The 25,381-nt window shown below is 67.0% G+C and carries 22 protein-coding genes and 2 pseudogenes; 17 read left to right on the top strand and 7 right to left on the bottom strand.

Annotated features, from left to right (window positions below; genetic code table 11):
• Positions 1 to 27: 27 nt before the first annotated feature.
• Complete coding sequence (locus UC32_RS18305; RefSeq protein WP_200896413.1) at positions 28 to 1,251, top strand: glycosyltransferase 87 family protein; 1,224 nt, start codon at positions 28 to 30, stop codon at positions 1,249 to 1,251.
• On the opposite strand, the gene mptB is transcribed toward UC32_RS18305, so the two are convergent.
• Both mptB and UC32_RS18295 read right to left on the bottom strand, forming a co-directional pair.
• Positions 1,248 to 2,939, bottom strand: coding sequence for a polyprenol phosphomannose-dependent alpha 1,6 mannosyltransferase MptB (mptB, locus tag UC32_RS18300; protein WP_045732605.1), 1,692 nt, complete (start codon positions 2,937 to 2,939; stop codon positions 1,248 to 1,250). The two genes, UC32_RS18305 and mptB, sit on opposite strands and share 4 nt — an antisense overlap.
• A 142-nt stretch (positions 2,940 to 3,081) precedes the next feature.
• Positions 3,082 to 3,471, bottom strand: a complete 390-nt coding sequence (locus UC32_RS18295) for a MerR family transcriptional regulator (RefSeq protein ID WP_045732628.1) — start codon at positions 3,469 to 3,471, stop codon at positions 3,082 to 3,084.
• Between the two features lie 193 nt (positions 3,472 to 3,664).
• Here UC32_RS18295 and UC32_RS18290 point away from each other — a divergent pair, with 193 nt between their 5' ends.
• A complete protein-coding gene (locus UC32_RS18290) occupies positions 3,665 to 5,164 on the top strand; it encodes a SulP family inorganic anion transporter (RefSeq protein ID WP_045732604.1) in 1,500 nt (499 codons plus the stop codon).
• 42 nt (positions 5,165 to 5,206) lie between these two features.
• Here the strand turns inward: UC32_RS18290 and UC32_RS18285 are convergent, their stop codons facing one another.
• Together UC32_RS18285 and UC32_RS18280 are read right to left on the bottom strand one after the other, a co-directional pair.
• Positions 5,207 to 5,551, bottom strand: coding sequence for a hypothetical protein (locus UC32_RS18285; RefSeq protein WP_045732603.1), 345 nt, complete (start codon positions 5,549 to 5,551; stop codon positions 5,207 to 5,209).
• Between the two features lie 250 nt (positions 5,552 to 5,801).
• On the bottom strand, positions 5,802 to 6,830 hold the full coding sequence (locus tag UC32_RS18280) for a LacI family DNA-binding transcriptional regulator (protein ID WP_045732602.1): 1,029 nt from the start codon (positions 6,828 to 6,830) through the stop codon (positions 5,802 to 5,804).
• A gap of 133 nt (positions 6,831 to 6,963) precedes the next feature.
• On the opposite strand from UC32_RS18280, the gene UC32_RS18275 reads away from it, so the two are divergent.
• From UC32_RS18275 to UC32_RS18265, 3 genes are read left to right on the top strand one after another with little or no spacing between them, the layout of a single operon-like run.
• Positions 6,964 to 8,193, top strand: a complete 1,230-nt coding sequence (locus UC32_RS18275) for a Gfo/Idh/MocA family protein (protein ID WP_045732601.1) — start codon at positions 6,964 to 6,966, stop codon at positions 8,191 to 8,193.
• Positions 8,190 to 8,888: a ThuA domain-containing protein gene (locus tag UC32_RS18270; protein WP_045732600.1), complete on the top strand. Its 699-nt coding sequence runs from the start codon at positions 8,190 to 8,192 to the stop codon at positions 8,886 to 8,888. The genes UC32_RS18275 and UC32_RS18270 overlap by 4 nt, the downstream gene beginning before the upstream one ends.
• Entirely contained in the window at positions 8,873 to 9,970 is a 1,098-nt protein-coding gene (locus UC32_RS18265; protein WP_045732599.1) for a Gfo/Idh/MocA family protein, read from the top strand. The genes UC32_RS18270 and UC32_RS18265 overlap by 16 nt, the downstream gene beginning before the upstream one ends.
• On the opposite strand, the gene UC32_RS18260 is transcribed toward UC32_RS18265, so the two are convergent.
• On the bottom strand, positions 9,967 to 11,118 hold the full coding sequence (locus UC32_RS18260) for a GGDEF domain-containing protein (RefSeq protein WP_045732598.1): 1,152 nt from the start codon (positions 11,116 to 11,118) through the stop codon (positions 9,967 to 9,969). The two genes, UC32_RS18265 and UC32_RS18260, sit on opposite strands and share 4 nt — an antisense overlap.
• 162 nt (positions 11,119 to 11,280) lie before the next feature.
• Here UC32_RS18260 and UC32_RS18255 point away from each other — a divergent pair, with 162 nt between their 5' ends.
• From UC32_RS18255 to UC32_RS18220, 8 genes and pseudogenes are all read left to right on the top strand, one after another.
• A complete protein-coding gene (locus UC32_RS18255; RefSeq protein WP_045732597.1) occupies positions 11,281 to 11,517 on the top strand; it encodes a zinc-ribbon domain-containing protein in 237 nt (78 codons plus the stop codon).
• A 124-nt stretch (positions 11,518 to 11,641) separates the two neighbouring features.
• Positions 11,642 to 13,000: a hemolysin family protein gene (locus tag UC32_RS18250; protein WP_045732596.1), complete on the top strand. Its 1,359-nt coding sequence runs from the start codon at positions 11,642 to 11,644 to the stop codon at positions 12,998 to 13,000.
• The gene (locus tag UC32_RS18245; RefSeq protein ID WP_045732595.1) at positions 12,993 to 14,033 is read left to right on the top strand and encodes a hemolysin family protein; all 1,041 of its coding nucleotides are present in this window, start codon (positions 12,993 to 12,995) and stop codon (positions 14,031 to 14,033) included. Before UC32_RS18250 ends, UC32_RS18245 begins: the two co-directional genes overlap by 8 nt.
• 284 nt (positions 14,034 to 14,317) lie before the next feature.
• Positions 14,318 to 15,478 carry a ribosome small subunit-dependent GTPase A gene (gene rsgA / locus UC32_RS18240; RefSeq protein WP_045732594.1) on the top strand — a complete coding sequence of 387 codons (1,161 nt, stop codon included), beginning with the start codon at positions 14,318 to 14,320 and terminating at the stop codon, positions 15,476 to 15,478.
• A 174-nt stretch (positions 15,479 to 15,652) separates the two neighbouring features.
• A complete protein-coding gene (locus UC32_RS18235) occupies positions 15,653 to 16,360 on the top strand; it encodes an alpha/beta fold hydrolase (RefSeq protein WP_045732593.1) in 708 nt (235 codons plus the stop codon).
• 110 nt (positions 16,361 to 16,470) lie between these two features.
• Complete coding sequence (locus tag UC32_RS18230; protein ID WP_045732592.1) at positions 16,471 to 17,586, top strand: agmatine deiminase family protein; 1,116 nt, start codon at positions 16,471 to 16,473, stop codon at positions 17,584 to 17,586.
• The gene (locus UC32_RS18225) at positions 17,583 to 19,313 is read left to right on the top strand and encodes an amidase (RefSeq protein WP_045732591.1); all 1,731 of its coding nucleotides are present in this window, start codon (positions 17,583 to 17,585) and stop codon (positions 19,311 to 19,313) included. The genes UC32_RS18230 and UC32_RS18225 overlap by 4 nt, the downstream gene beginning before the upstream one ends.
• A 205-nt stretch (positions 19,314 to 19,518) precedes the next feature.
• Positions 19,519 to 20,369: pseudogene (locus tag UC32_RS18220) on the top strand (pentapeptide repeat-containing protein).
• Between the two features lie 45 nt (positions 20,370 to 20,414).
• Here UC32_RS18220 and UC32_RS18215 read toward each other — a convergent pair.
• The gene (locus UC32_RS18215) at positions 20,415 to 21,698 is read right to left on the bottom strand and encodes a glycoside hydrolase family 27 protein (protein ID WP_045732590.1); all 1,284 of its coding nucleotides are present in this window, start codon (positions 21,696 to 21,698) and stop codon (positions 20,415 to 20,417) included.
• Between the two features lie 117 nt (positions 21,699 to 21,815).
• Between UC32_RS18215 and UC32_RS18210 the strand changes: the two genes are divergently transcribed.
• Entirely contained in the window at positions 21,816 to 23,072 is a 1,257-nt protein-coding gene (locus UC32_RS18210) for an FAD-binding protein (protein ID WP_045732589.1), read from the top strand.
• A gap of 50 nt (positions 23,073 to 23,122) precedes the next feature.
• A complete protein-coding gene (locus UC32_RS18205; protein ID WP_045732588.1) occupies positions 23,123 to 23,458 on the top strand; it encodes a hypothetical protein in 336 nt (111 codons plus the stop codon).
• Between the two features lie 53 nt (positions 23,459 to 23,511).
• Here UC32_RS18205 and UC32_RS18200 read toward each other — a convergent pair whose 3' ends face one another.
• Positions 23,512 to 24,108, bottom strand: coding sequence for a MarR family winged helix-turn-helix transcriptional regulator (locus UC32_RS18200; RefSeq protein WP_045732587.1), 597 nt, complete (start codon positions 24,106 to 24,108; stop codon positions 23,512 to 23,514).
• 289 nt (positions 24,109 to 24,397) lie between these two features.
• Between UC32_RS18200 and UC32_RS18195 the strand changes: the two genes are divergently transcribed.
• The gene (locus UC32_RS18195; RefSeq protein ID WP_045732586.1) at positions 24,398 to 25,267 is read left to right on the top strand and encodes a hypothetical protein; all 870 of its coding nucleotides are present in this window, start codon (positions 24,398 to 24,400) and stop codon (positions 25,265 to 25,267) included.
• Positions 25,267 to 25,381: pseudogene (locus UC32_RS20635) on the top strand (phage holin family protein); the annotation flags it as partial. The gene UC32_RS18195 and the pseudogene UC32_RS20635, both read left to right, overlap by 1 nt.

Genomic DNA, 25,381 nt, shown 5'->3' with positions numbered 1-25,381 from the left:
GTCCGCACCAGGCTGCTCCCGGCGAAGGTGGTGGACTGGTTCGCCAGGCCGTCCAGCGTGTGGTGGGGATTCGCCGTCGTGCACCTGTACTTCCTTGGCTGGATGGCGTCCTTCTTCCTGAACGGCGACACCTTCAGCGACACGGAGCAGTACCGCCAGTGGGCCACGGACGGCTACAACCCACAGGACCTGGACGGCAAGATCAGTCCCTGGGTCTACCCCGTACTGGCCCAGCTGCCCATCTTCCTGGCGAACATCGCGGGGCCCAGCCTCTACCTGCTGATGTGGTTCCTGATCATCACGGCCCTCAACGCCGTCGGGATCCTGTACCTGACGCGCGGGCCGCGCAGGGTCAGCGGCATCGCCCCGGCGTGGTGGTGGCTGTTCTTCACCATCTTCATGGGCTACCTCAGCTTCGCGCGGGTGGAAGGCATCACCGCCCCGATCGTGCTCATCGCGCTGCTGTATGCCGCGGAGCGCCCGGTCGTTGCCGGCGTCCTGCTCAGCATCGCCACGTGGATCAAGGTGTGGCCAGCGGCCGTCCTGGCTCCCATCGTGATTGCCAGCCGCAAGCGCATCCAGGTGGTCCTGGCCGGCGCCGGCGTCACCGCCGTCGTGGCCTTGGGAACGTGGCTCTCCGGCGGCCTGCCGCACATCATGGACTTCCTCCTGAACCAGGGCGAACGCGGGATGCAGCTCGAAGCCACTTTCTCCACCCCGTGGGTGTGGCTGAGCGTCTTCAATATTGCCGGATCCAAAATGGCGGACAACACGGCCATCAACTCCACCGAGGTCTACGGCCCGGGCGCCAGCACCGCCGCGTTCCTCATGCAGCCGCTGCTGATCCTCGCGGCCGTGGTGGCTGCCGTCTTGCTGGTCCGCGCATTGAAGCGGGGCGCCGAACGCGAGGAACTGTTCCTCGAAGGGTCCCTGATGATGGTCACCGCCTTCATCGTGTTCAACAAGGTGGGCTCGCCGCAGTTCATCATCTGGCTGGCTCCGGTGATCATCGCCGGCCTCGCGCACGACTGGGACCGGTGGAAGGTCCCCGCGGCGCTGCTGATGGGCATCGCCATGACAACGTTCGTGATCTACCCGCTGTTCTACACCCCGCTGATCCACGCCCACCCGGTCATGGCAGCCATCCTGACCACCCGCAACGTCTTGCTGGTAGTCCTGCTGTGGTGGTCGGTCAAGCGGACGGCCGAGCTGGGCCGGAAGAACTCCGCACCGGTGCCTGCCGGGGCTTAGCCCCTTTCGGCCTGGTCCACGGACGTCCGGTCTGCCGTCTCCGGATTCTGGGTGTGCGCGCCGTCGGCGGTCCCGACGGCGGCACTTGCCTTGGCGCCAGCGTCCCCGTTCGCGCGGCGCGCGGCCCGGCGTTCCGCCACCCACTGCCAACCCGTGCGGGCCAGGTCCAGCGGACGCCCCTCGATGAGCAGCTTGCGTGTATGCACGTCGAGGAATAGAAGGTAGAACGTAAAGGCCAGCGCGGTGACGAACGCCAGCGACGACGGCGGGATGGGCAGTTCCACGAAGCCCCAGACGGAGAGCTGGTCCTGGGCACCGAACACCACGAAGAACGTGACGCCCACGTACAGGGACCGGATCTGCCAGTCGTCGCGGATCCCGGTGACGGCCAGGAACGGCAGGAACCACAGGATGTACCAAGGCTGGATGATGGGCGAAAGCATCACTACGGCTGTGAATGCCAGCGCCATCCGGCGCACCGCCCGCGAGTAGTCGCCGCGGAACATGAGCAGCAGCACCAGCCCGATTGCGGTCCACTTCATGCCGGTCCGAAGCCACGTGGCGAAGGTCCCGCCGGGCAGTCCGAGGACGTTGGCGAGGAACTCCACCTGCTGCCCCAGGAACCCTGAAGGTGAGTAGCCGGTGTAGCCGGGGGTGGTGTCCAGGATGGCCCACGTCCAGCCCATGCCGAGGTTGTACGGGATGCCGCTCAGCAGCAGGACGGCCAGGCTGATGCCTGCCGTGGCACCCCACATGAGGAACTTCCGCAGCCACGACGCCGACGGTCCGGCCCACATCACCCCGATGAACGGCAGCAGGAGCACGGTGATGGGCTTGATGCCGATCGAGGCGGTGACCAGCAGGATGCCGACCAGATAGCGCCGGGTGGCTGCGAAGTACACGCCGGCGACCGCCAGGCCCACCATCAGGGCGTCATTGTGGGCGCTGGCGATGAAGCTGATCAGGAACAGCGGGTTGGCCACCGTGATCCACAGCGCCCGGGCACCGTTGATGCCATGCAGTTCGGCGAGCTTGGGCACGTAGATGACGCAGAGCAGCACGCCGACGCCGGCCAGCAGGCGGAAGAGCAGGACGGACGCGTCGGGCTGGGCCCCGGTCAGCCCCACCACCCCGCGGGCGAGCCAGAGGAAGTACGGGCCGTAAGGTGTCCGGTTTTCCGCCCACGCGGGATCGGCGCCAAGCGCGAACCAGTTGTTGAGGGTGGAGATTCCCACCTCGTACGGGTTCTGGCCTTCCTGGACCAGCCGTCCCTGGCCGGTGTAAGCGTAGACGTCGCGGGAAAACACGGGGACGCAGAAGATCAGCGGCAGCGACCACGCGGACACTGCAATCACCACGGACCGCAGGGATTTGCTGCCCCAGTCCGCGAGCCGTTGGCCCAGGCGCAGCCAGGAGCGCATCAGGAGCATGGCGCCGAGCGTGAGGAGGAAGGTGGACACCGTGACGCCCCAGCCTTCGGTGCGCAGGGCGATGACCACGGGCTGGCGGATCATGGGTGAGCCGTTGGCGATCCACCCTGTGCCGATGGAGCCCACGAACATCATGAGGGAGCCGATGAAGCCTTCGATGGTGGCGAGATAGGCACGTCCTTTGGCCGGCGCGGACGCCGTTGCCGGTGTGCCCGGCCGGCTTTCCGAAGTCCGGAGGTGTGACCCGCCTGCCGTCATGATTGTGTCTGGTCCCCTACCTGGTTGCGGCGCTGGCTGGACCAGCGAGAAAAGGCCGCCCTGCAACCCGCCCATTTTATCAGCCGGCTTTGCTGCTGCTCCGGTCTGCCGCAGGGAGGCTGCCCACAGTTTTTGCGAAGCCCTATTGGGCGTGGAGGAGCGCCAGGAACTCATCGGCCATGCCGAGTTGTTCCTCGAGCTTGGCGCGGCGCCGGGCGGCCTCCTCGATGAAGGTGTCCAGCTCGGCTCTGATGGCTGTGTCATCCTGGCCGGGTTCGGACGCTTCCAGCGCGTCAATGACCCGAAGGAGCCCGGCCATGGCCTCAAGGGTGAATCCCAGTGGCTTCATCCGGCGGATCAGCAGCAGGCGGGTGAAGTCGCGTTCGGTGTAGAGGCGGAAGCCGCCCTCGGTCCGGCCTGACGGTTTAAGCAGGCCCACCTCGTCGTAATGCCGGATGGTCCGCAACGACATCTGCGACCGGTCCGCGAGCTCGCCGATGTGCATCGTCGCCACCACTTCTTCGGCGGTCATTTCCTTCACCATTACGTCACCAACCCTGGTCAACCCTCACGTTAGGGTAGTGTTGCACACGCAGCCGGACGTTGCCGGTGCTTTCCTTCTCCACCCATTGTCTTCCATGACCGGGCTGGACCCGTGCGCAGCGTGGCGCAGAAACGTTCCCCACCGCTCTTCCCCAACAGAGCCGAGTCCCTGGAGCCGCTCCTTGGCCGTCGCTAGCCGCCCCCGCCCTTTCCGGCAACCCATCACCGTACTGACCGCCCTGCGCTCTCCACGGCAACTGTCCCGCGAGGTCCTTGCCGGGATGGTCACAACGCTCGCGCTGGTCCCGGAGGTCATCTCCTTCTCGATCGTCGCGGGAGTCGATCCGATGGTCAGCCTTGTCGCCTCCATCGTGCTGGCCCTGGCGATGTCCATCCTTGGCGGCCGGCCGGGAGTAGTCACTGCCGCGGCCGGTTCCGTGGCCCTGGTCATTGCCCCGCTGGTGCACGAGCACGGCGTGCAGTACGTCCTGCCCACAGTGCTCCTGGCCGGTGTTATCCAGGTGGTCTTTGGCCTGGCCGGCCTGGCCCGCCTGATGCGGTTCATTCCCCGCTCGGTGATGATCGGGTTCGTCAATGCCCTGGGTGTGCTGATCTTCATGGCCCAGGTGCCGCACGTCCTCAACGTTCCGTGGCTCGCCTATGCCCTGTTCGCCCTGACGTTTGCGATCATCTTTGTCCTTCCGCGGTTCACCAAGGCGGTCCCGTCACCATTGGTGGCAATCGTCGTCGTGACCGCAATCGCGATTATTGCCGGCCTCGCCGTCCCAAATGTCTCCGATGAGGGGCCCCTGACGGGCAAGCTGCCCGGGTTTACGCCGTTCCTCTTCCCGGTGAACGTTGAGACCTTCCAGCTCATGCTGCCCACTGCGCTGAGCGTGGCCTTTGTGGGGCTCATGGAAACGCTCCTCACCGCGAAACTCGTGGATGACATTACCGACACCCCGTCGCACAAGGGCCGCGAGTCCTGGGCGTTGGGCGTCTCGAATATCCTTGCCGGTTTCTACGGCGGCATCGCCGGGTGCGCGATGATCGGCCAGACCGTGCTCAACGTGAAGACCGGTCAGGCCCGCACCCGCATCTCAACGGTTGTCGCCGGAGTCTTCCTGCTCGCGCTGGTGACGGGGCTTAGCTCGGTCATGGGCCAGATTCCCATGGTGGCCCTCGCCGCGGTGATGATGGTGGTGGCCGTCACCACAGTCGACTGGCACAGCGTCAAGCCGTCCACCCTGAAGCGGATGCCGCTGCCGGAGACGCTCGTCATGGGCGTCACGGTGGCGGTCGTGGTGTTCACCGGCAACCTTGCCTACGGCGTCCTGGTGGGCGTGGTCCTCGCCATGGTGCTGTTCGCGCGCCGGGTGGCCCACGTCATCAGCGTGGACAGGAAGCTGGCGGACGACGGCGACAGCGTCCGCTACGACGTGGTGGGACCACTCTTCTTCGGCAGCAGCAACGACCTGGTGGAACACTTTGCCTACGCCGAAGATCCGGCGTCGGTAACCATCAACCTCAGCCGTGCCCAGATTTGGGACGCCTCCACTGTCGCCGCCCTCGACTCCATCGAAACGAAGTACCGCGACCACGGGGCGACAGTGACGATCGAGGGCCTGGATGAACGCAGCACCGGATTCCACCGCCGCCTCAGCGGGCACCTCGGCTCCTGACCCCTCCGGCCCGTCGGTACCGGGGCCAGCGTTTAGCGCGCGTCAGCGCCGGACCAGGATGTTGTCCTGGATCAAGGCATAACCCTGGCCCACCAGGTCCCCGGTCTCTCCGCCGTCGGCCACCACGGCCGCCTCGCTGCCGTACCCCAGAAGATTGGTGGTCAGCACCGGCTTGCCATCCGTCGTACACGCCGAACCCCACCGGTCCTTTCCTGCCTCAGCAACCTGGAGCAGGCAGAAGCCCGCCCCCTGGTCCGGGCGGGCAAGGTAGAAGCGGAAACCTCCGTGATCGGCAGCCAGCCTCACAGTCGAAGGGTCTTTGCCCTTGAGGTCCACGAACGCGGGGACCTCATCTTCGGCCGAAGCTGCCCGGTCAAGAATGGCCATCCCCGGCCGCTGCGGCTCCGGGGTACACCCTGCCAATGCCAACAGGGCCAAGCATGCAATAACCCAACCCGGCCCCGCGCTTCGTACCTGCAAAATTCCCCCACCATAGTCCGATCAGTCCCCAGCCATGCTAGGGACCCGCACGGAGGACCACAAAGGCCCTGTTGACTTGATCCGGGGTGGGCCCGATGTTAGCCGGCGGATCCGCGTGCCGCCGAGTCAGGCGGCAGCGCGCGTGTGGGCAGCAGCCCTAGTCCCGGCGAGGCGCCGCCGTCGATTCCCGGACCACCAGCTTCGTGGCCAGTTCAACCCGCCGGGAGTCCGGCACTTCACCCTGCACTTGGCGCAGGATAATCCGGAGGGCCGCACGGCCGATGTCCCGCAGCGGCTGCGCCACGGTGGTCAGCGCCGGAACGGATTCCTCCGCCTGCCGGATGCCATCGAACCCCACCACACTGAGCTCCTGCGGAATCCGGACCTGTTGGCGAAGGGCTTCGGCAACAACACCCAAGGCAATGGTGTCGCTGGCCGCAACCACCGCTGTGGGCCGGGGCTCGAGCAGCAGCAGGTCGCGGAGCCGCCGCGCGCCGTCGTCGGACCTGAACTCCCCGGCCAGGACGTACCGGTCCTCCGCTGCAATTCCCTGCGAGCGCAACGCCGCAAGGTAGCCGTGCAGCCTGGCCTGGCTGCACTCCACCGCTTCGGGACCGCCGAGGAACGCTATTCGCCGGTGCCCCAGCGACAGGAGATGCGCCGTGGCGTCCTTGGCCCCTGCCCAGTCGGTACAGCCGACGCTCACTACCTGTTCCGCCGGTGGATTCAGCGGATCGATGACCACCACGGGAACGCCGCGGCGGTGGAAGGCATCCAGCGGCGCACCGCCGAAGGCCGACGTCACCACGATCATTCCGCACCGCCCCTGATCCACGATGCGCTGGGCGCGCTGCTCCGGATTGGGAGCTCCCCCGTGCGAACCCGTACTGCTCAGCACCACCTCCACGCCACCGGCCGTGGCCGAATCCATGATCCCAGCCAGCACCTCCGCCGTGTAGCCGGAGTTCAGGGAGTCCACCACCACCTCCACCACAGGGACTGCGGCCAGGGAGCGGCGGTGCTGCACCGGCGACCTGTAGCCGGACTCTTCCAGGATGGCGAGGACCCTCTTCCGGGTTTCCGCGGCCACATCCGGCCTGCCGTTGATCACCTTGGACACGGTTGGAACCGAGACGCCGGCCTGCCGCGCCACCGCCGAGAGGGTCAGCCTGCTGCGATTCTCCATCCGCCAATACCGTCCCGTCGTCGAAAGTTTTCGGTGACTGAAAGCCTTGACGCGGAAAAAGAAGCCAAAATAGCGTCAAAGTGTCCCCGAAATGATATCGAAAACTTTCGATCGGCTGCAAAGAGGCACACGCATGGAACACTCCACCCCGCTGCGCATTGGCATGGCGGGCTACGCCTTCATGGGAGCCGCGCATTCCCACGCCTGGCGGACGGCCCCGCGGTTCTTCGACCTTCCGCTGGTTCCGGAGCTGACCGCCCTGGCCGGCAGGAACGCCGACGCCGCGGCAGCAGCCGCTGCCAGGCTGGGCTGGGGTTCCACCGAAACGGCCTGGCGCAGGCTCATTGAGCGGGATGACATCGACCTCATCGACATCTGCACTCCCGGTGATACGCACGCCGAGATTGCCATTGCCGCCTTGGAAGCCGGCAAGCACGTCCTGTGCGAAAAGCCCCTGGCCAACACGGTGGAGGAGGCCGAACGCATGGCCGCCGCGGCACGGACCGCTGCCACGCGCGGCGTCTACGCCATGTGCGGCTACAGCTACCGCCGCACCCCGGCCCTGGCATTGGCCAAACGGATGGTGGACGGCGGCAGGCTGGGAACCATCCGCCATGTACGCGCCCAATACCTCCAGGACTGGCTCAGCGACGAAAATGCCCCCATGACCTGGCGCCTGGATAAATCCCGGTCCGGCTCCGGCGCCCTGGGCGACATCGGCGCCCACATCATCGACGCCGCCCAGTGGATCACGGGCCAGCAGATCTCCGGAGTGTCGGCCTTGATGGAGACGTTCGTCCGGGAACGGCCCCTCGCCGGCGACCTCGTGGGCCTCGGCGGCCATGGAAACCTCGACGCCGGCTCGCCCCGGGGCGCGGTCACGGTGGACGACGCGGCGATCTTCACGGCAAGGTTCGACGGGGGCCCGGTGGGGGTTTTCGAGGCCACGCGCTATGCGCTGGGGCGACGCAACGCGATGCGGCTGGAGATCAACGGCAGCGAGGGCTCGCTCGCCTTCGACTTCGAGGACAACAACGTCCTGTCCTTCTATGACGCCGCCGAAGGGCCCGACGCCGGCTTCCGCAGGATCATCGTCACCGAACCCGAGCACCCCTATGTGGGCAACTGGTGGCCAACCGGCCACGGACTCGGCTACGAGCACGGCTTCACCCACCAGGTAGTGGACCTGGTGACGGCCCTCGCGGCCGGCCGCCAGCCTGAACCGTCCTTCGATGACGCCGTGCAGGTGCAGCGCGTCCTCGCAGCGGTCGAAGCCAGCGCTTGCAACGCCTCCCGCTGGCAAGAGATCCGCCAACCAGACCCAGCCTCCAGCTCCTATGCACATGAAGGAATATCTCTATGACAGCCACGAAAAACGCCCTGGTGGTCCGAGGCGGCTGGGACGGGCACCAGCCCGTCGAAGCAACTGACCTGTTCATCCCGTTCCTCAAGGACCACGGGTACGACGTCCGGATCGAAGAGTCCCCCAAGATCTATGCCGATGCGGACTACCTGACCGGCGTAGACCTCATCGTCCAGTGCATGACCATGAGCACCATCGAAAAGGACGAGTTCGCGGGCCTGCGGACCGCCGTGGAGAACGGAACCGGCCTGGCCGGATGGCACGGCGGGATCGCTGATTCGTACCGCAACACCTCTGACTACCTGCACCTGATCGGCGGGCAGTTCGCCTGCCACCCCGGCAAACATCCGGACGAGCGCCGCGGGGAACAGGCGGACAACTACGTCCCTTACACAGTGAACATGCTTCCCGCCGCGGCGGACCACCCCATCACCCGCGGCATTCCCGACTTTGAGCTGGTCACCGAGCAGTACTGGGTGCTGGCCGATGACTACATTGATGTCCTTGCCACCACCACGCAGAAGGTACGGCCCTGGGATCCGTGGCACCGCGAGGTCACCTCACCGGCTATCTGGACCCGCCAGTGGGGAGCGGGAAAGATCTTCGTCTGTACGCCCGGACACCGTGTGGAAATCCTGCAGGACACCAACGTTCGCACCATCATCGAGAGGGGGCTGCTGTGGGCCAGCCGCTGATCACAGACACCGCCATCACCGTCGGAATCATCGGCTGCGGTGCCATCAGTGCCCAGTACCTGGCGAGCTTCCGCCGCCTGCCGAACATCAGGCTCACGGCCGTCGCGGACTTGGACCTGTCCCGCGCGGAGGCCGTCGCGGACTCCTGGGACGGCGTGCGTGCCCTGACTGTGGACGACTTACTGGCTGATCCCGCCGTCGGCCTCGTTTTGAACCTCACCATCCCCGCCGCGCACGCAGACATCGCGCTCCAAGCCATTGCCGCCGGGAAGGCCGTGTACGGCGAAAAGCCGCTGGCGGCGAGCACCAAGGAGGCCCGGGAGGTCCTGGACGCTGCGAAGGCGGCCGGCGTCGCCGTGGGATGCGCTCCGGACACGGTCCTGGGCACCGGAATCCAGACCGCCCGGAAGGCCATCGACGACGGCCTGATCGGCACCCCGATCGCCGCTACCGCCGTCATGGCTACCCCGGGACACGAGCGCTGGCACCCCAACCCGGACTTCTACTACCAGCCCGGCGGCGGCCCGCTGCTGGACATGGGCCCGTACTACGTCACCGCCAGCCACACCAGGGACCAGCGCTCCATCGGCTCGGGCCCCCGCGCCGGCGAAACCGTTCCCGTCCACGTGGACTCGCACGTCACCGGGACACTGACGCATGCCGGCGGCGCCATCTCCACGCTGGTGATGAGCTTCGACGCCGTCCGCACGAAGAGTCCCAACCTTGAGGTCCACGGTGAGCGCGGCTCGCTGGTGGTTCCGGATCCCAACAGGTTCGACGGCGACGTGGAGCTTTTCACGCTCGGCGCAGCGGACTGGGAGGTGCTTCCGGTTATGGCCGGCTATGAGGGCGCGGGCCGCGGATTCGGGATTGCGGACCTGGCGGCGACGCCGCCCGGCACCGAGCCGCGGGCCGGGGGCGAGCTCGCGTTCCACGTCCTCGATGTCATGGAATCCCTGCTGGAGGCGGCACGCACCGGCACCGCCATGGAGGTGCGGAGCACCGCGGCCAGGCCCGCGCCGGTCCCGCTGACACCCGCCGGGCCGGAAGGCGTTCCGGACAACAGCCTGCCTCGCGCCTAAACGCGCCCGTCGCTGCGGGCGCTCCGGTTCCGGCCCAGGGACTTGGCCGTGTACAAAGCCGCGTCCGCTGCCGCGATGAGATCGTCCACCTGGGAAGTCCCGGCGTCGTACGTGGAAATCCCGTAACTTGCCGTGGGCATCTCCACCCCGTCCAGGCGGGCGTCCGCGGCGAGGCGGCGGCTGATCTCGGAGGCCACCAGCTCCGCCCGCTCGGGGCTGGCCCCGGGCATCAGGAGGACGAATTCCTCGCCGCCGTATCGGCCCACCAGGTCGGTGGTCCGCACCGTGGCCGTGCAGGCGTCAGCGAACCGGCGCAGCGCCACGTCTCCTGCCGCGTGGCCGTAGGTGTCGTTGACGGATTTGAAGTGGTCCAGGTCTGCCAGGATGAGGGCCCCGGAAGCACCGGTGATGGCCCGGTCCGCCAACTGTTCGGCGGCCAGGTCCAGGAAGGCTTTCCGGTTAAGGAGCCCGGTGAGGTCATCGCGCGAGGCCACCACGCGCAGGGCCCGCGTCTGCTGCTCGCTGCTCAGGGCCGCCATGCTGAAGGACACCACCACGAGGAGCACCATGGTCACCAGGGTGGTAACGGCAGACCCGAACACGGTGGCGAAGATGCGCCCGTCCTGGCCCTCCAGGACGAAGGCCAGCCAGCGGAAGAAGTAGTAGACGGCCAGGCCGCCGGCGGAGACCGCCATGGGGATCCGGACCCTCGAGTACCCCGGCTCGAGGCGCCACAGTTCGCGTGATGCCAATCCGATGCCGATGCTCATGGCAGCCAGGAAAACGGTCCCCCCGGACCAGGTGTTGGTGGCGGGATTGTCGAGGACGGACGCCACCAGGGTGGCCAGGGGAAGACCGGCGAAGGCCCACACGGGCGGCCGGACTGTACGCAGCGACCGGGCGCCTGCCCAGACCGCCACGCCGCCGATCACCAGCAGCACGTTGCCCACGGGGTTGGCCCAGACCTGGTGCGGCGTTCCGTCCAGCAGGAAGCACCCCGAACCGCCCAGGAAGAAGATCAGTGCCACGCACCACCAGCCGCTGTACGGGGAGCGCGTTACCCGGTACGCCGAGAAATAGAACAGCACCACCAGCACCAGGGCCATCAGGCCGAATGCGATCCGAAGGGTCGTCGTATCCAGAACCATGTCTTCGAAAGTCCCCCAAACGCCGAAACCCTAACTGCCCCCAAGTATCGCACCGCCCTGAGGGGCCCGCACCCATCCGCGACGCCATGACGAACGTGTCCAGACCGCCTAGTGTGGAAGACGCTGCCGGATCACCGGTACAAGCCACCAGAAAGGCCCGCCATGCTCCTTCTCTTTGGCTTTAAAACGGTCGACAAAGCCCTGCCCGGCAGGCCCGGTACGTGCCAGCACTGCCGCGCCCACGTACACCACTCACTGGTTGAGCGGGCTACGAAGTTCACCCTGTTCTTCATCCCGGTGTTCACCACGTCCCGCAAATTCCGCATCACCTGCACCAACTGCGGTTACGTTTCGTCCATCTCGGGCCGCCAGAAGCGGGCGCTGGAAATGCGCAGCTGACGCTGCGGGAACTTCCGGCCGTCCCGTACAGTTAAGAGCACTATGGACGACCCTCCTTCACATATGCCCTGGCCCCTCTGCCAACTGACCGGATCACCGGCCACCACAGGAGAGGGGCGCCCCAATGTATGAATGGATCATGCTGGGCATCGGCCTGGTCCTGACCGTCGGCACCGGCTTCTTCGTCGCCTCCGAGTTCGCGCTGGTGAACCTGGACCGGCATGACCTCGAAGCCCGCCAGGCCCGCGGCGAGAAACGCCTGGGCCCCACCATCAAAGCCCTCAAGATCACGTCCACCCACCTTTCGGGTGCACAGCTGGGCATCACCCTCACCACGCTCCTCACCGGCTACACGTTCGAGCCCGCCATCAGCCGGATGCTGAACGGCCCGCTGACCTCGGCGGGACTGCCGGAAGCCTTGGTACCCGCCATCGGCTCCGTGGCCGGCATCTTCCTGGCCACTATCTTTTCGATGGTGATCGGTGAACTGGTACCGAAGAACTTCGCGTTGGCCCTGCCCCTGGCAACCGCCAAGGTGGTGGTGCCGTTCCAGGCGCTCTTCACCACGGTCTTCAAGCCCGTGATCCTGCTGTTCAACAACACCGCCAACAAGATCATCCGCGGCTTCGGCATCGAACCCAAGGAAGAACTGTCCGGCGCCCGGAGCGCCGAGGAGCTGAGCTCCCTGGTGCGCCGCTCCGCCGTCGAAGGCGTTCTTGACCTGGATCATGCCACCCTGCTGCACCGCACGCTCCGCTTTACCGAGCACAGTGCGGTGGATGTCATGACGCCGCGTGTCCGGATGACGGCTGTGGGTACCGCGGACACGGCCGAGGAGATCGTCAGCCTGGCCAAGTCCACCGGCTACTCCCGCTTCCCGGTCATCGGCCGGGACCGGGATGACGTAGTGGGCGTCCTGCACGTCAAGCAGGCGTTCGCCGTCGCCCTCTCCGACCGGGCCGGCACCACCGCCGAAGAACTGATGATCGAACCGCTCCGCGTTCCCGAATCAATGGGCGTTGACACCCTCCTGAACCTGCTCCGCAAGCAGGGGCTGCAGGTGGCCATCGTCTCCGACGAGCACGGCGGCACCGCCGGGATCGTCACCCTGGAGGACCTGGTGGAAGAGATTGTGGGTGAACTGGAGGACGAGCACGACCGCGCCCGCGTGGGGGTGGTCCGCACCGGCCGCTCCATCACCTTCGACGCCGCGCTGCGGCCGGACGAACTCCTGGACCGCACCGGCATCCGTGTGCCGGACGGTGAGTACGACACCGTTGCCGGCTTCGTGACGGACCAGCTGGACCGGCTGCCCGAGCTCGGAGATGAGGTGGAGGTCGACGGCGGCACGCTCCGTGTGGAGCGAGCGCTGGAGACCCGCGTGGAGCGGCTCCGCTTCACGCCCGCCGAATCCGGCGAGACGCCGCAAAGCCCGCACGACAGGATCGTGGACAACATCACCCGGGAGCTGACCCATGAGTGAATATCTTCCCGGCATCATCTGGCTAGCCGTGCTGTTGGTGGTCAACGGCTTCTTCGTGGGCGCCGAGTTCGCAGTGATCTCGGCCCGCCGTTCTCAGATCGAACCCAAGGCGGAAGCAGGAAGCAAGGCCGCCAAAACCACGCTATGGGCCATGGAGCACGCAACGCTCATGCTGGCCACCAGCCAGCTGGGCATCACCGTCTGTTCGCTGATCATCCTGAACGTCTCCGAACCGGCCATCCACCACCTCCTCGAAATTCCGCTGGGCCTGACATCCCTGTCCTACGAGGCCATCAGCATCATCGCGTTCATCGTTGCGCTGCTGCTGGTGACCTTCCTGCACGTGGTGCTGGGCGAGATGGTGCCCAAAAACATTTCGTTCTCGGTTCCCACCCGCGCTGCGCTGATCCTGGCCCCGCCGCTGGTGGTTGTGGCGCGTATCTTCAAGCCCGTGATCTGGACGCTGAACGGCATCGCCAACGGCATCCTGCGCCTGTTCAAGGTGGAACCCAAGGATGAGGCCACCAGTGCCTACACCCTGGATGAGGTGGCCAACATCGTGGAGCAGTCCACCCGCGACGGCATGCTGAAGGACACCACCGGCGCCCTGACCAATGCGTTCGAGTTCACCGCCAAGACGGTGGCTGACGTGCAGGTTCCGCTGGCGGACATCGTGCTGCTGCCGGAGACGGCCACCCCGGCCGACATCCAGCAGGCAGTGGCCCGGCACGGGTACTCGCGGTACATCCTCACGGACAATAGCGGTGACCCTGCAGGTTACCTCCACCTCAAGGACGTCATGGACCTGACCTCGCCGGAGAAGTTCGGCAGGCCGGTGCCTGGTAAACGGATCCGCCGTCTCGCCTCGGCCTTCGCGGGTTCTGAGCTTGAGGACGCCCTCGCAGCCATGCGCCGCACTGGAGCCCACGTGGCCCGGGTGTTCGACGCCGAGGGCGCCACCACCGGCATGCTCTTCCTTGAGGACATCATCGAAGAGCTGGTGGGCGAGGTGCAGGACGCCACCAGCGCCTGACCTTCCTTTACCGCCATGGGGTGCGGCCTCCTTTGGGGGCCGCACCTTTTTTGTGCCGGGCCCTAGCCTCCGACGGCGGACGCCGCTAGAGTGGGTCCCGGTTCCGCCCTGCCGTTCCCGGCAGGACGTGGAGGAACCCTTCGAGGGAATGGAGGTGGTTTTGATGACTGCTTTTGTCGCGCGCCCTGGGCGCCCCGCATCCATCAACCCAACCCTTTTCCCCGCTTGCACCGCCAGCGCCTGACGGGCGCCGGTGCACCGGGACATTCTCCCGAGGAAATACCGTGAACACTTCTTCAGGCAACGCCCTGGACAGCACCATCACCAACCAGCAAAGCAGTGACGGTCCATTCGGTTTTGGCTACACGGCCGCCGTCGCCCGATATTTCGAGGACCATCCCCGTCCGGAGGCCACCGGACGCGGGCGGGTGGTCCGTGTGGACCGCAACCTGCTGCTCGTGGCAGTGGCCGACGGGCTGCTCCACCTCCCCTATCCGCTCAGCGGTGAGGCTGCCGTCACCGGCGACTGGGTCTGGATCGGGCCCAACCGGGCCGGTGACCAGCAGATCCTGGCCGTCCTTCCGCGCCGGTCCGAACTCAGCCGTAAACGGGCGTTCGAGGATTCGTCAGCCGAGCAGGTCCTGGCGGCGAACATGGACACCGTAGGGGTGGTGGTCCCTGTGGACCGGCCCCTCACCCACAACCGGCTCGAGCGCACCCTCGTGGCGGCGTGGGACTCCGGCGCCACTCCCCTGGTGATCATCACCAAGGCTGACCTCGCGCAGGTGGCGGACGACGTCGTCGGGAAGGTTATCCTGCAGGCGGCGGGCGTAGAGGTGGTCACCACCTCGGCCGAAAACGGTGACGGGATCGACGAACTGATGGCGCACATCCCGGCCGGCGGCACCATCGTACTGCTGGGCCCCTCCGGCGCCGGTAAGTCCACGCTCATCAACGCCCTGGTCGGACGCGAGGTGCAGCATACCGGCGAGGTCCGGTCCGGGGACTTCAAGGGCAAGCACACCACCACCTCCCGGGAACTGGTGCCGCTGGCCAACGGCACCGTGCTCATGGACACCCCCGGCGTCCGCGGCTTCGGCCTGTTTGACGCCGAGGACGGCATGGGCGAGATGTTCGGCGATGTGGAGGAACTGGCCGCCCGGTGCAGGTTCGCGGACTGCGGTCACGGGAACGAGCCGGGATGTGCAGTGCGGGAAGCCATCGAGGACGGCTTGCTGACGGAGCGACGCTGGCACTCCTACCTGAAGATGCAGCGCGAAATTGCGGCGCTGGCCCGCCGCTCGGACGTCGCCGCCCAGCGGGCGTACTACCGCGAGTGGCACCAGAAGGTGGTGTCCGTGGGCAAGTCGCAGCGGTGGGCGGAGCGTGAGGTGGCGGAGAGGCAGGAAAAGGCCGGGGGTAAGCGGCGCAAAGGGAGCCGCTAACCCGCCTGGGTGTTCGTTCCTGCCCGGTTGCTTTCCGCCGGTATCAGCTGGGGCCTTGTCCTGCCTTGCAGCACCAGGCCAGGCCGCCGTTGGTTCGACCGGCGCTTGCCGGCAACCGGGCAGGAGTGCACGGGACCCTGCCGCAGTGTCGGTCCACCGCGGTAGGGTGCGGTCATGGACATCATCCTCGTTCCCGGATTCTGGCTGGACGCTTCCTCTTGGGACGGGGTGATCCCGGCGATTGAAGCTGCCGGGCACCACCCCGTTCCCCTCACCCTGCCCGGGCTGGAGTCGAAAGACGCCAACCGGGCAGGGATCGGCCTGCGCAACCACATCGACGCCGTGGTGGCAGCAGTGGATGGCCTCGACGGAAAGGTGGCGCTGGTGGGTCACTCCGGCGGTGGCGCCATCATCCACGGCGTCATCGATGCCCGGCCGGAGCGCGTGGCGCGGGCCATCTATGTGGACAGCGGCCCCCTTGGCGAAGGCGGGGTGATCAATGACGAACTTGAGGCGGACGGCGATGACGTTCCACTGCCTCCCTGGGAGGGCTTCGAAGACGCCGACCTGGTGGACCTCGACGACGCAATGCGGGAACAGTTCCGCGCCCGGGCAATCCCCCAGCCTAAGGGAGTGGCCTTCGACCAGCAGCACCTCCACGACGAGCGCCGCTACGACGTGCCGGCAACCGTGATTGCCTGTGAGTTTCCCTCTGCGATGCTGCACGAGTGGATCGCGGGAGGGCACCCCTTCGTTGCTGAGCTGGGCCGGATGAAGGACGTCGAGTACGTGGACCTGCCCACCGGCCACTGGCCACAGTTCACCAAGCCTGACGAACTGGACAAAGCCATCGTGGCCGCCGTAGGCACCCAGGAAAGCTGAGGCGCCGGGCTTCCGTCGGCACCGAGGTGCCGGACCGCGCGCCTTCCCCGGCGGCCGTCATTTTGGGCGGGACCCTTGCGCGGCCGGGCTGCACTCCCCATACTAAATGAATGACATTCATTTATGCTTCTCTTGACGGAGTCAGCGCCGCCCCCGCTCAAGCAACCCCGGCTGTCCGGGCAGCCGCTTCCGGTGTCATGCCGGCTGAGTGGGGCGCCCACCAGCAGACCTGGATGGCGTTCCCGCCCGCCAACGAAACCTTTGGTCCACTGGGAAGCGCCACTTTGGACCGCGCCCGCACGGCGTGGACCACGGTGGCACAGACCATCTCCCGGTACGAACCCGTCACCGTGGTGGCCGACCCCCGGGACGCCACCGCCGCCCGCGAATGGCTGGGTAACGGCATCGCCGTGATGGAGGTTGCCCTTGACGACGCCTGGATCCGGGACAGCGGCCCTACCTTTGTGCACGGGACGGACGGATCACTGGCAGCCGTGGACTGGATCTTCAACGGCTGGGGTGCCCAGGATTGGGCGGCGTGGGAGAACGACCAGCACGTGGCCACTGCAGTGGCGGCACAGACCGGCGCCCCGGTCCGCGCCAGTTCGCTGGTCAACGAAGGCGGCGGGTTCCACGTGGACGGCGAGGGGACAGTGCTCCTGACGGAAACAGTCCAGCTGGATCCGGGACGGAACCCCGGCGCCACCAGGGAATCCGTGGAAGCCGAAATCCACGCGGCCCTGGGCACCACCAAGGCCATCTGGCTACCGCGCGGACTCACCCGCGATTACGACGAGTTCGGCACCCGCGGCCATGTGGACATCGTGGCCGCTTTCGCCGGGCCGGGATCCATCCTGCTGCACCGGCAGGACAACCCGGACCACCCCGATCACGCCGTCTACCTACAGCTGAGGGCGGTCCTCCAGGGCCAGCTGGACGCCCAGGGCCGGCCGTTGCGAATCATCGACGTCCCGGCGCCCACGGTTCTCACGGATGACGAGGGCTTCGTGGACTGGTCCTACATCAACCACTACGTCGCCAACAACGTGGTGGTGCTGTGCGCCTTCGACGATCCCAACGATGCCATTGCCCAGGGCATCCTCGAACGCGCCTACCCGGGACGGACGGTGGAACTGGTGGACGCCCGGGACATTTTCGCCTTCGGTGGAGGCATCCACTGCATCACCCAGCAGCAGCCGGCACCCCGGAAAAGCGCCGCATCATGAGCCCCTTCAATGTGGTGGAAGCCGGCATCAGCACGCTGCGCGCCGCCCTGGAGAGGGGCGAAACCACCAGTGAGGAGCTGGTCCGTGCCTACCTGGCGCGAATCGAGAAGTATGACTCAAACGGCATATGCCTGAACGCCCTGGTGGTCATGAATCCGGACGCTCTGGAAGAGGCCCGGGCATCGGACCGGCGGCGGGCTGACGGTTCCCTGCTCGGGCCGCTGGACGGTATCCCCTACACCGCCAAGGACAGCTATCAGGCCCGCGGCCTGACCGTGGCCGCCGGCTCGCCCGCGTTCAAGGACCTGGTGGCGCAGCGGGACGCGTTTACCATCGAGCGGCTCCGCGCTGGCGGTGCCGTGCTCATCGGCCTGACCAACATGCCGCCCATGGCCAACGGAGGTATGCAGCGCGGCGTATACGGGCGCGCCGAGAGCCCTTACAACGCGGACTACCTCACCGCGGCATTCGCCTCGGGATCCTCCAACGGTTCCGGCACGGCCACTGCAGCAAGCTTCGCGGCGTTCGGGCTGGCTGAAGAGACCTGGTCCTCCGGCCGTGCCCCGGCATCCAACAATGCGCTCTGCGCCTACACTCCATCCCGCGGCGTGATTTCGGTCCGTGGCAACTGGCCCTTGGTACCCACCATGGACGTGGTGGTCCCCCATGCGCGCACCATGGCGGACCTCCTGGAAGTCCTGGACGTAGTGGTAACGGACGACGACGAAACCCGGGGCGACTTCTGGCGCGTCCAGCCGTGGATCCCACTGCCCAAGGCATCTGCTGTCCGGCCGCCGTCGTACGTGGACCTGGCCGTTCCGGACGGCCCAGCCGCGGCAGGCGTTCTCACCGGTAGACGGTTCGGCATCCCCAAGATGTACATCAACGCGGACCACGAAGCCGGCACCGCCCCCAGCCCGGGAATCGGCGGCCCCACCGGCCGGCGCATCTATACCCGCAGTTCCATCATCGACCTGTGGAACGCTGCCCGGCGCGATCTCGAGGCGGCGGGGGCTGAAGTGGTGGAGGTGGACTTCCCCGTAGTCTCCAACTACGAAGGCGACCGCCAAGGCGCGCCCACCATCGCCACCCGCGGCCTGGTGCCTGCCGAATACCTCCGCCACGAGATCGTCGACCTTTCGGCCTGGGCCTGGAACGACTTCCTGGACGCCAACGGCGACACCCGGCTGAACCGGCTCGCCGACGTGAAGGGCGCGGACATCTTCCCGGCGCCGGACGGTTCCCTTCCCGACCGGTACGACGGTTTCGATGATGACATCAGCGACTATCCGGCGTGGATCCGCGAGCACGGTGTACCGGAACTTACCGGCATTCCCCACCTGCGCGCCGGGCTTGAGGGCCTTGAAGAGACCCGCAGGGTGGACCTGGAGCTGTGGATGGACCGGCTGGGCCTTGACGCGGTGGTGTTTCCGGCAGCCGCTGACGTGGGTCCCGCCGACGCGGACACAGACAAAGACTCCGCGGACCTTGCCTGGCGCAACGGGGTGTGGGTGGCCAACGGCAACCTGGTCCCGCGGCACCTCGGCATTCCCACCGTCACGGTCCCCATGGGACTGGCCGCGGACATCGGCATGCCCGTGGGACTGACCATCGCCGGCCGGGCCTACAGCGACACGGAACTGCTGCGTATCGCTGCGGCCTTCGAGGCCACGGGAAACCGGCGCATGCCACCACCGCGCACCACGGTCGCAGGAGACATTGAATAGCCCTGCCCCGGACCTGGATGCAGCAGCTATTCTGGACGCAGTGATCTTCATTTCCTGCCTGTGATCCACAGCTTCCGCAGTCTTCACCCGTCGCTCCGGCCTCCGGCTATGAACGGAGCGGTAATTCCGCATGCCATGGAGGGGAACCCCGTTGTGGGTTCCCCTCCACCCGGCACCCTTATCGGAAACATCTTCGGGAGACCCCATGAACATCCAGCCACACGGCACACCCCTCCTCACGCCGGACGCCCTCCGGCCTGACTGCTCCAACTGCTTCGCGCTCTGCTGCACTGCCTTCGGCTTTACCCGCTCGGCAGACTTCGCCATCGACAAGCCACCCGCTGCCGAATGCCCCAACCTTGCCGCCGACTTCTCCTGCACCATCCACAACCGGCTCAGGCCCCGCGGCTTCCGGGGCTGCACGGTCTTTGACTGCTTCGGTGCAGGCCAGTCGGTCAGCCAGGGCCTCTTTGGCGGGATCAGCTGGCGGGAGGAGCCTGCGTCGCAGCCGGCCATGTTTGGCGCCTTCCGGGTGGTGAAGCAGCTCCACGAGATGCTCTGGCACCTGGCCGAGGCGCACCGGCGGACCTACAGCCCGGACACCGCCGCCGACGTACAGCACCTTCGAGTGACCCTTGAGGAGGCAGCACCAAGCGGCGCGCAGGCAGTCCTGGAACTCGACGTGGAGGCTCTGCACCACAGCACGGCGCAGCTCCTGCGGACGGTGAGCGAGGAGGTCAGGGAAGGCTACTTTGCGGACGACGGCGGCCCGGCCACCCGCCTGCGCCCCGGCGCGGACCTTGCCGGTGCCCGGCTGCGCGGGTTGCGACTGTGCGGAGCGGACCTTCGCAACGCGCTACTGATTGGCGCCGACCTCCGCGGGGCGGACCTCACCGCCATTGACCTGCTCGGTGCCGACCTGCGCGATGCGAGGCTCGACGACGCCGACCTTGCCGGCGCCCTCTTCCTCACCCAGGCGCAGGTCACCTCGGCCCGGGGCAACAGGGCACGCGGCTTCCGACGGTGCTGGCGCGGCCCGGGCACTGGACGGACTGAAGCGCACGGCGGAACGCGCGGCGGGCCTGCAGTCAGGACGGGCAGTCAGGCCCGGGAGAACGTGTAGAAACCAACCCCGTGGGCAGGAAGATCCACCTTGAGTGCCGGCACCCGGTCAACTGCCGTGATTCCGGCCCTGGAGCCGCTCCAGGCCTCCCGCACCTGCCAGCCGGAGGGTTGCGGGAGGCCCAGGTCCGCGAGCGGCAGGGAACGGGCCAAGCCGGCCGTCCCGGTGTTGAAGCATGCAGCATACCGGTCCTCCGACGTCGTGCTTTCCGCTGCCCAGACCACCAGGTCCCCGTCCCGGAGCAGCTCGCGGCTGTTCGAACCGGCCCGGTGGGCTGCCAGCAGATGCGGGTTGGTCAGCAGGTCAAGGGTCTCCGGGGGTGAGGCCGGAAGGTCACAGCCGAGCATGAGCGGAGACCGGGCGATGCACCAGAGCGAGAGCATGCTGCGCTGCTCATCGGCGGTGAGGCGGCTGAGCCGTTCTCCGCCGCGTTCGGCCCGCTGCGCCATCCGCCCCACCGGCAGCATGTCCGCGTCCGCCCAGCCGCCGGGCCGCTGGTGGGGCGCCCAACGGGCCAGGCGGGCGAACTGTGCCTCCACGTCTTCCCACACATCCCAAAGATCGTCGGACACCCGCCACATGTTGGCGTTGCCGCGCAGGTGCTCCAGCCTGGCCAGGGACAGCGCCCGGCCCGGCGACAGGCTAAGAACCATCTCCCGCCCGGACCTGTCGATGGCCCTGCGGTAGGCGGCGATCTCCGCGTCGAAGTAGGGTCCCAACATGTCGTCCGCCTTGATGAAGTCCACGCCCCATGAGGCGAAGAGCCGAAGCTGGGAGTCGTAGTAGGCCTGGGCGCCGGGCTGGCTGTGGTCAAGACCGTAGTTGTCCGCGTTCCAGCTGCAGGCGGAGGCGGTGTCCGCGACCAGGTCTGCTGTGGCGGACGTTCCTTCCACCCGCAGCCGCTCAGTGACCGCCTGGCGGGGAATGCCGCGCATGATGTGCAGGCCGAACTTCAACCCCAGGGCATGAATCCGGTCTGCCAGCGGCTTGAACCCCAGCCCGCCGGCCGCCGAGGGAAACCTGTTGAGGGCCGGAAGTTGCCGCCCGTACGGATCCAGTTCCAGCCTGGCGCCGTCGTTGTAACCGCCGGCCCGGGCCGCCGGTTCGTACCACTGGATGTCCACCACCACGGTGTCCCAGCCGTGCGGCAGGAGGTGCCGGGCCATGAAGTCGGCGTTGGCCAGCACTTCAGCCTCGGTGACGGACGTACCGTAGCAGTCCCAGCTGTTCCAGCCCATGGGCGGCGTGGCGGCGATAGTCATTCGGCAAAAATACAACGTTGGAAATGGATGCGCCAGCCTGTGGAAGCACCTTGACACCTCGATTTGTTAGCGCTGACAGTTGATGAAGCCAAGAACCCGAACCGGAGAGCCGCGTCAATGAAGAACTGGGCAGGAAACCTCGAATACGCATCATCCGCCGTGCACCGGCCAGGGTCGGTGGACCAGCTGGCCGCCCTCGTTGAAGCAGCACCCCGGGTCAAGGCGCTGGGATCACGGCACTCCTTCAACCGGGTGGGTGATACCGAGGGACTGCATATCCTGCTGGACGGCCTGCCGCACAGCATCGAGCCGGACAGCGAACGCCAGACCGTCCGGGTCAGCGCGGGCGTCAGTTACGGCGAACTGTGCCGGGCACTTGAACAGTCAGGCCTTGCCATTCACAACCTGGCATCCCTTCCCCACATCTCGGTGGCTGGCGCCATCCAGACCGGGACGCACGGTTCCGGGGTCAACAACCAATCCCTGGCCGGCGAGGTGCAGTCCATCGAGCTGGTCCGACCGTCCGGGGAAGTTCTCACCCTGTCCCGTGCCGACGGGGACGACTTCCTGGCCAGCGTGGTGGGCCTTGGCGCCATGGGCGTGGTCACCGCCCTCGAGCTCTCCACCCGGCCCAGCTTCCGGATGCGGCAGCGGGTCCTCGAAAACCTGCCCTGGGATGCCGCGTTGGCGAACTTTGACGCCCTGGTGTCCGCCGCCTACAGCGTGAGCCTCTTCACCACCTATACGGGAGATTCCGTCAGCCAGGTCTGGCTCAAGGCCCTCGACGCCGAACCTCCGCTGGCCGAACTTTTCGGTGCCACCGCCGCCACCCGTCCGCGGCATCCGCTGCCGGACATGTCCGCCGAAAACTGCACACAACAGCTGGACGAAGCCGGCCCCTGGCTGGACAGGCTGCCGCATTTCCGCCACGAGTTCACTCCCAGCAACGGCGAAGAGCTGCAGAGCGAGTACATCCTGCCGCTGGAACACGCACCCGCCGCCATCGAAGCCGTGCGCACCCTGGCGGAGCGGATGGCCCCGCTGCTGTTCATCTCGGAAATCCGGACCGGAGCAGCCGATGAGTTCTGGCTCAGCCCGTTCTACCGGCAGCAAAGTGTGGCCCTGCACTTCACGTGGAAGCCGCTCCAGGCGGATGTGGAAGCCCTCCTCCCGGAACTCGAGGACCTGCTGCGTCCCTTCGGCGCCAGGCCCCACTGGGGCAAGCTCTTCACGCCGTCGCGGTTCGACTGGGAGCAGCTCTACCCGCGCTTCGCCGGCTTCCGGTCGCTCGCCTCGGCCCATGATCCTGAGGGCAAGTTCCGGAACGCACTGCTGGACGGCATCCTCGGCGTTCCCGCTGCCAGCGGACGCTGAAGCCCCGGGGCGCAGCAGGCCGTGACGGCTGCGCCCGCTACGCTGGAACCATGAAACGCCGCTTCGCAGCCCTGTCCGCCGCCCCGCTCCTGCTCCTGCTCGCTGGCTGCGGCGCCGTGGAGGACGCCGCCACGGATGCCGCCAACGATGCGGCATCCAAGGTTGCCACAGCAGCCGCGGACGAGGTCAACAAGCAGATCTGCGCCGTGGTCCAGGACGGCCTGGTGAGTGTTCAGGACAAGCAGGTGCTGGCCGGGCTGGTTTCTGCTGCACGCACGGCGGGAGTTCCCACGGACATCACGACGCCGTTGGGCGAGATCGCGGAGGCCGGAGACCAGGTGCCGGCCGAGTCGGTCCAGGCACTTCAGGACGCCTGCGCAGCCTAGCGGCCTACGGCAGCACCGTTCTACCGCGAGCCTCGGGCGGCTTGGTATTGCGCCTATTGCGACTGGTCGAGTCCGTGCAGTCCGCCCGTAGCGGGAGGCCCGTGGCCCTTCCGGTCGTGGACCGTCCTGTCCCGTGAGGACCGCTCGGAAGGCTGCGTCCCGTGCGGGGTCCGCTCGTGGCCGGCCCTGTGCTGGGGCGGGGCAAAGGGAACCACGTCCGAATTCCTGCTGGCCGGTGCCGCCCGGATGAACTTGGCCAGTTCTTCACGCAGCACACTCCAGCCGATATCGGGGTCATTGGGGTAGGCATCGACTTCCGCCTGCCGCGCTGCTTCCAGCGCCAGGGTGCCGGCTTCGGTCAGTTCCACTTTTAACTGCCGGCGGTCCGAGGCCTGCCGCGTCCTGGTGATCTGCCCCGCGGCCTCCAGCCGGGTGAGGACCCTGCCGAGAGTCTGGCTTTGCACGCGGATCGCGTCCGCCAGCCGCTCCTGGTTCAAGGGTCCACCTGATAGTCCTTCCAGGGCAATGACTGCCGCCCGGGTCAGGCCCAGCGGAGCCAGTGCTTCATCCTGCCGCCGTTGGACCAGGCGCGCCGCGAGGGTGATCAGTCGATAGCTGTTCCGGGCATCCGGATCAAGATTGCTGGTCATCGGGCCGTGGCCTTCCTGTAGGTGGCAAAGCGGGGGTCGCCCTTCATCGCTACCTACCTACCATAAGCATGCTTAGCATCATTGCCGCAAGTAAAGTCCCCGCTCCTCCCCGGAAAGCCAGGATTGACGCCCCTTCAGCGCCCACAGCGGACCCTCTTGAGAAAGTCCGCACCAACCCCCTTGCCGACCGAAAGGAAAGTGTGCTTACTATCTAATTAGTAACCTTGCTTACTAAACAGCCAGCACTGCTGGTTCTGAATCGCCAGCTGACTTGAGGAAAGAGAGCCCGATGACAGAGAACCAATGGCCCCAGAATCCCAACCCGGCCGTCACAGATCCCTACGGCGCCGCCACCATCGAGGATGACTTCACCACCGCGTCCACGTCCGGCCCCGCCGGGGGATCGAAGACCGACACAGCAAAGGCGGAGGCCTCGGATGTGGCAGGACATGCCACTGCTGCAGCCCAGGACGTGGCGCAGACGGCGAAGGAAGAAGCCGGCAATGTCGCTGCGGAAGCAAAAACCAACGCCAGGGACCTGATGGACCAGGCAAAAACCGGCCTCACCAGCGAGGCAGGCGCGCAGCAGCAGAAGGCTGCCGAGGGCATCCGCAATATTTCCGGCCAACTGCACAGTATGGCCAGCGCGCCCGAGCAGCAGGGTGTGGCGAGCGACCTGATCCGGCAGGCAGCCGAACGCGGCGACTCGGTCGCTTCCTGGTTGGAGAACCGCGAGCCTGGCGACCTGATCGGTGAGGTCCAGCGGTTCGCACGCAACAAGCCAGGGACGTTCCTGCTGCTCGCCGCCGGCGCTGGCCTGCTGGCCGGCCGCCTGACCCGCAGCCTCACCGCGGGTGCTCCTGAACAGGCTCCCGGTACGGCGGGTGCGGGCCAGCCGCACGCCCCCGCGGCCACGCAGCGGGCGGCGCATTCCGCACCGGTCCAGCCGCTCCACCAGGAGACCGTCTACGCAGCCGGCACCGATGACCTGTTCGCGGAACCCACAGTTTCCGGGGGCACACCGTCCTCAACGTCAACCCTGCCGGGCGGCACCGCCGAGGACTCTCCGCTGCGGTATGAGGATGCCCCGTTCCGTGACGAGGACGGCTCCTACCGGACCGCGGAGGGCGGCTTCCGGTCGACGGAAGGACGCCCGTGATGAGCAGTCAGATTCCTGAGTCGCCGAATGTGGCGCACCAGAAAGCGGACAACGCCTCCCTGGGGGATCTTCTTGGTGATGTCACCCGGGACCTGTCCACCCTGATGCGCCAGG

Origin of the sequence: Pseudarthrobacter chlorophenolicus, assembly GCF_000962805.1 — a bacterium.
Classification (GTDB): Bacteria; Actinomycetota; Actinomycetes; order Actinomycetales; family Micrococcaceae; genus Arthrobacter; species Arthrobacter chlorophenolicus_A.
Note: the sequence above shows the minus strand (reverse complement) of the source record. Positions and strands in the feature narration are given on the sequence as shown.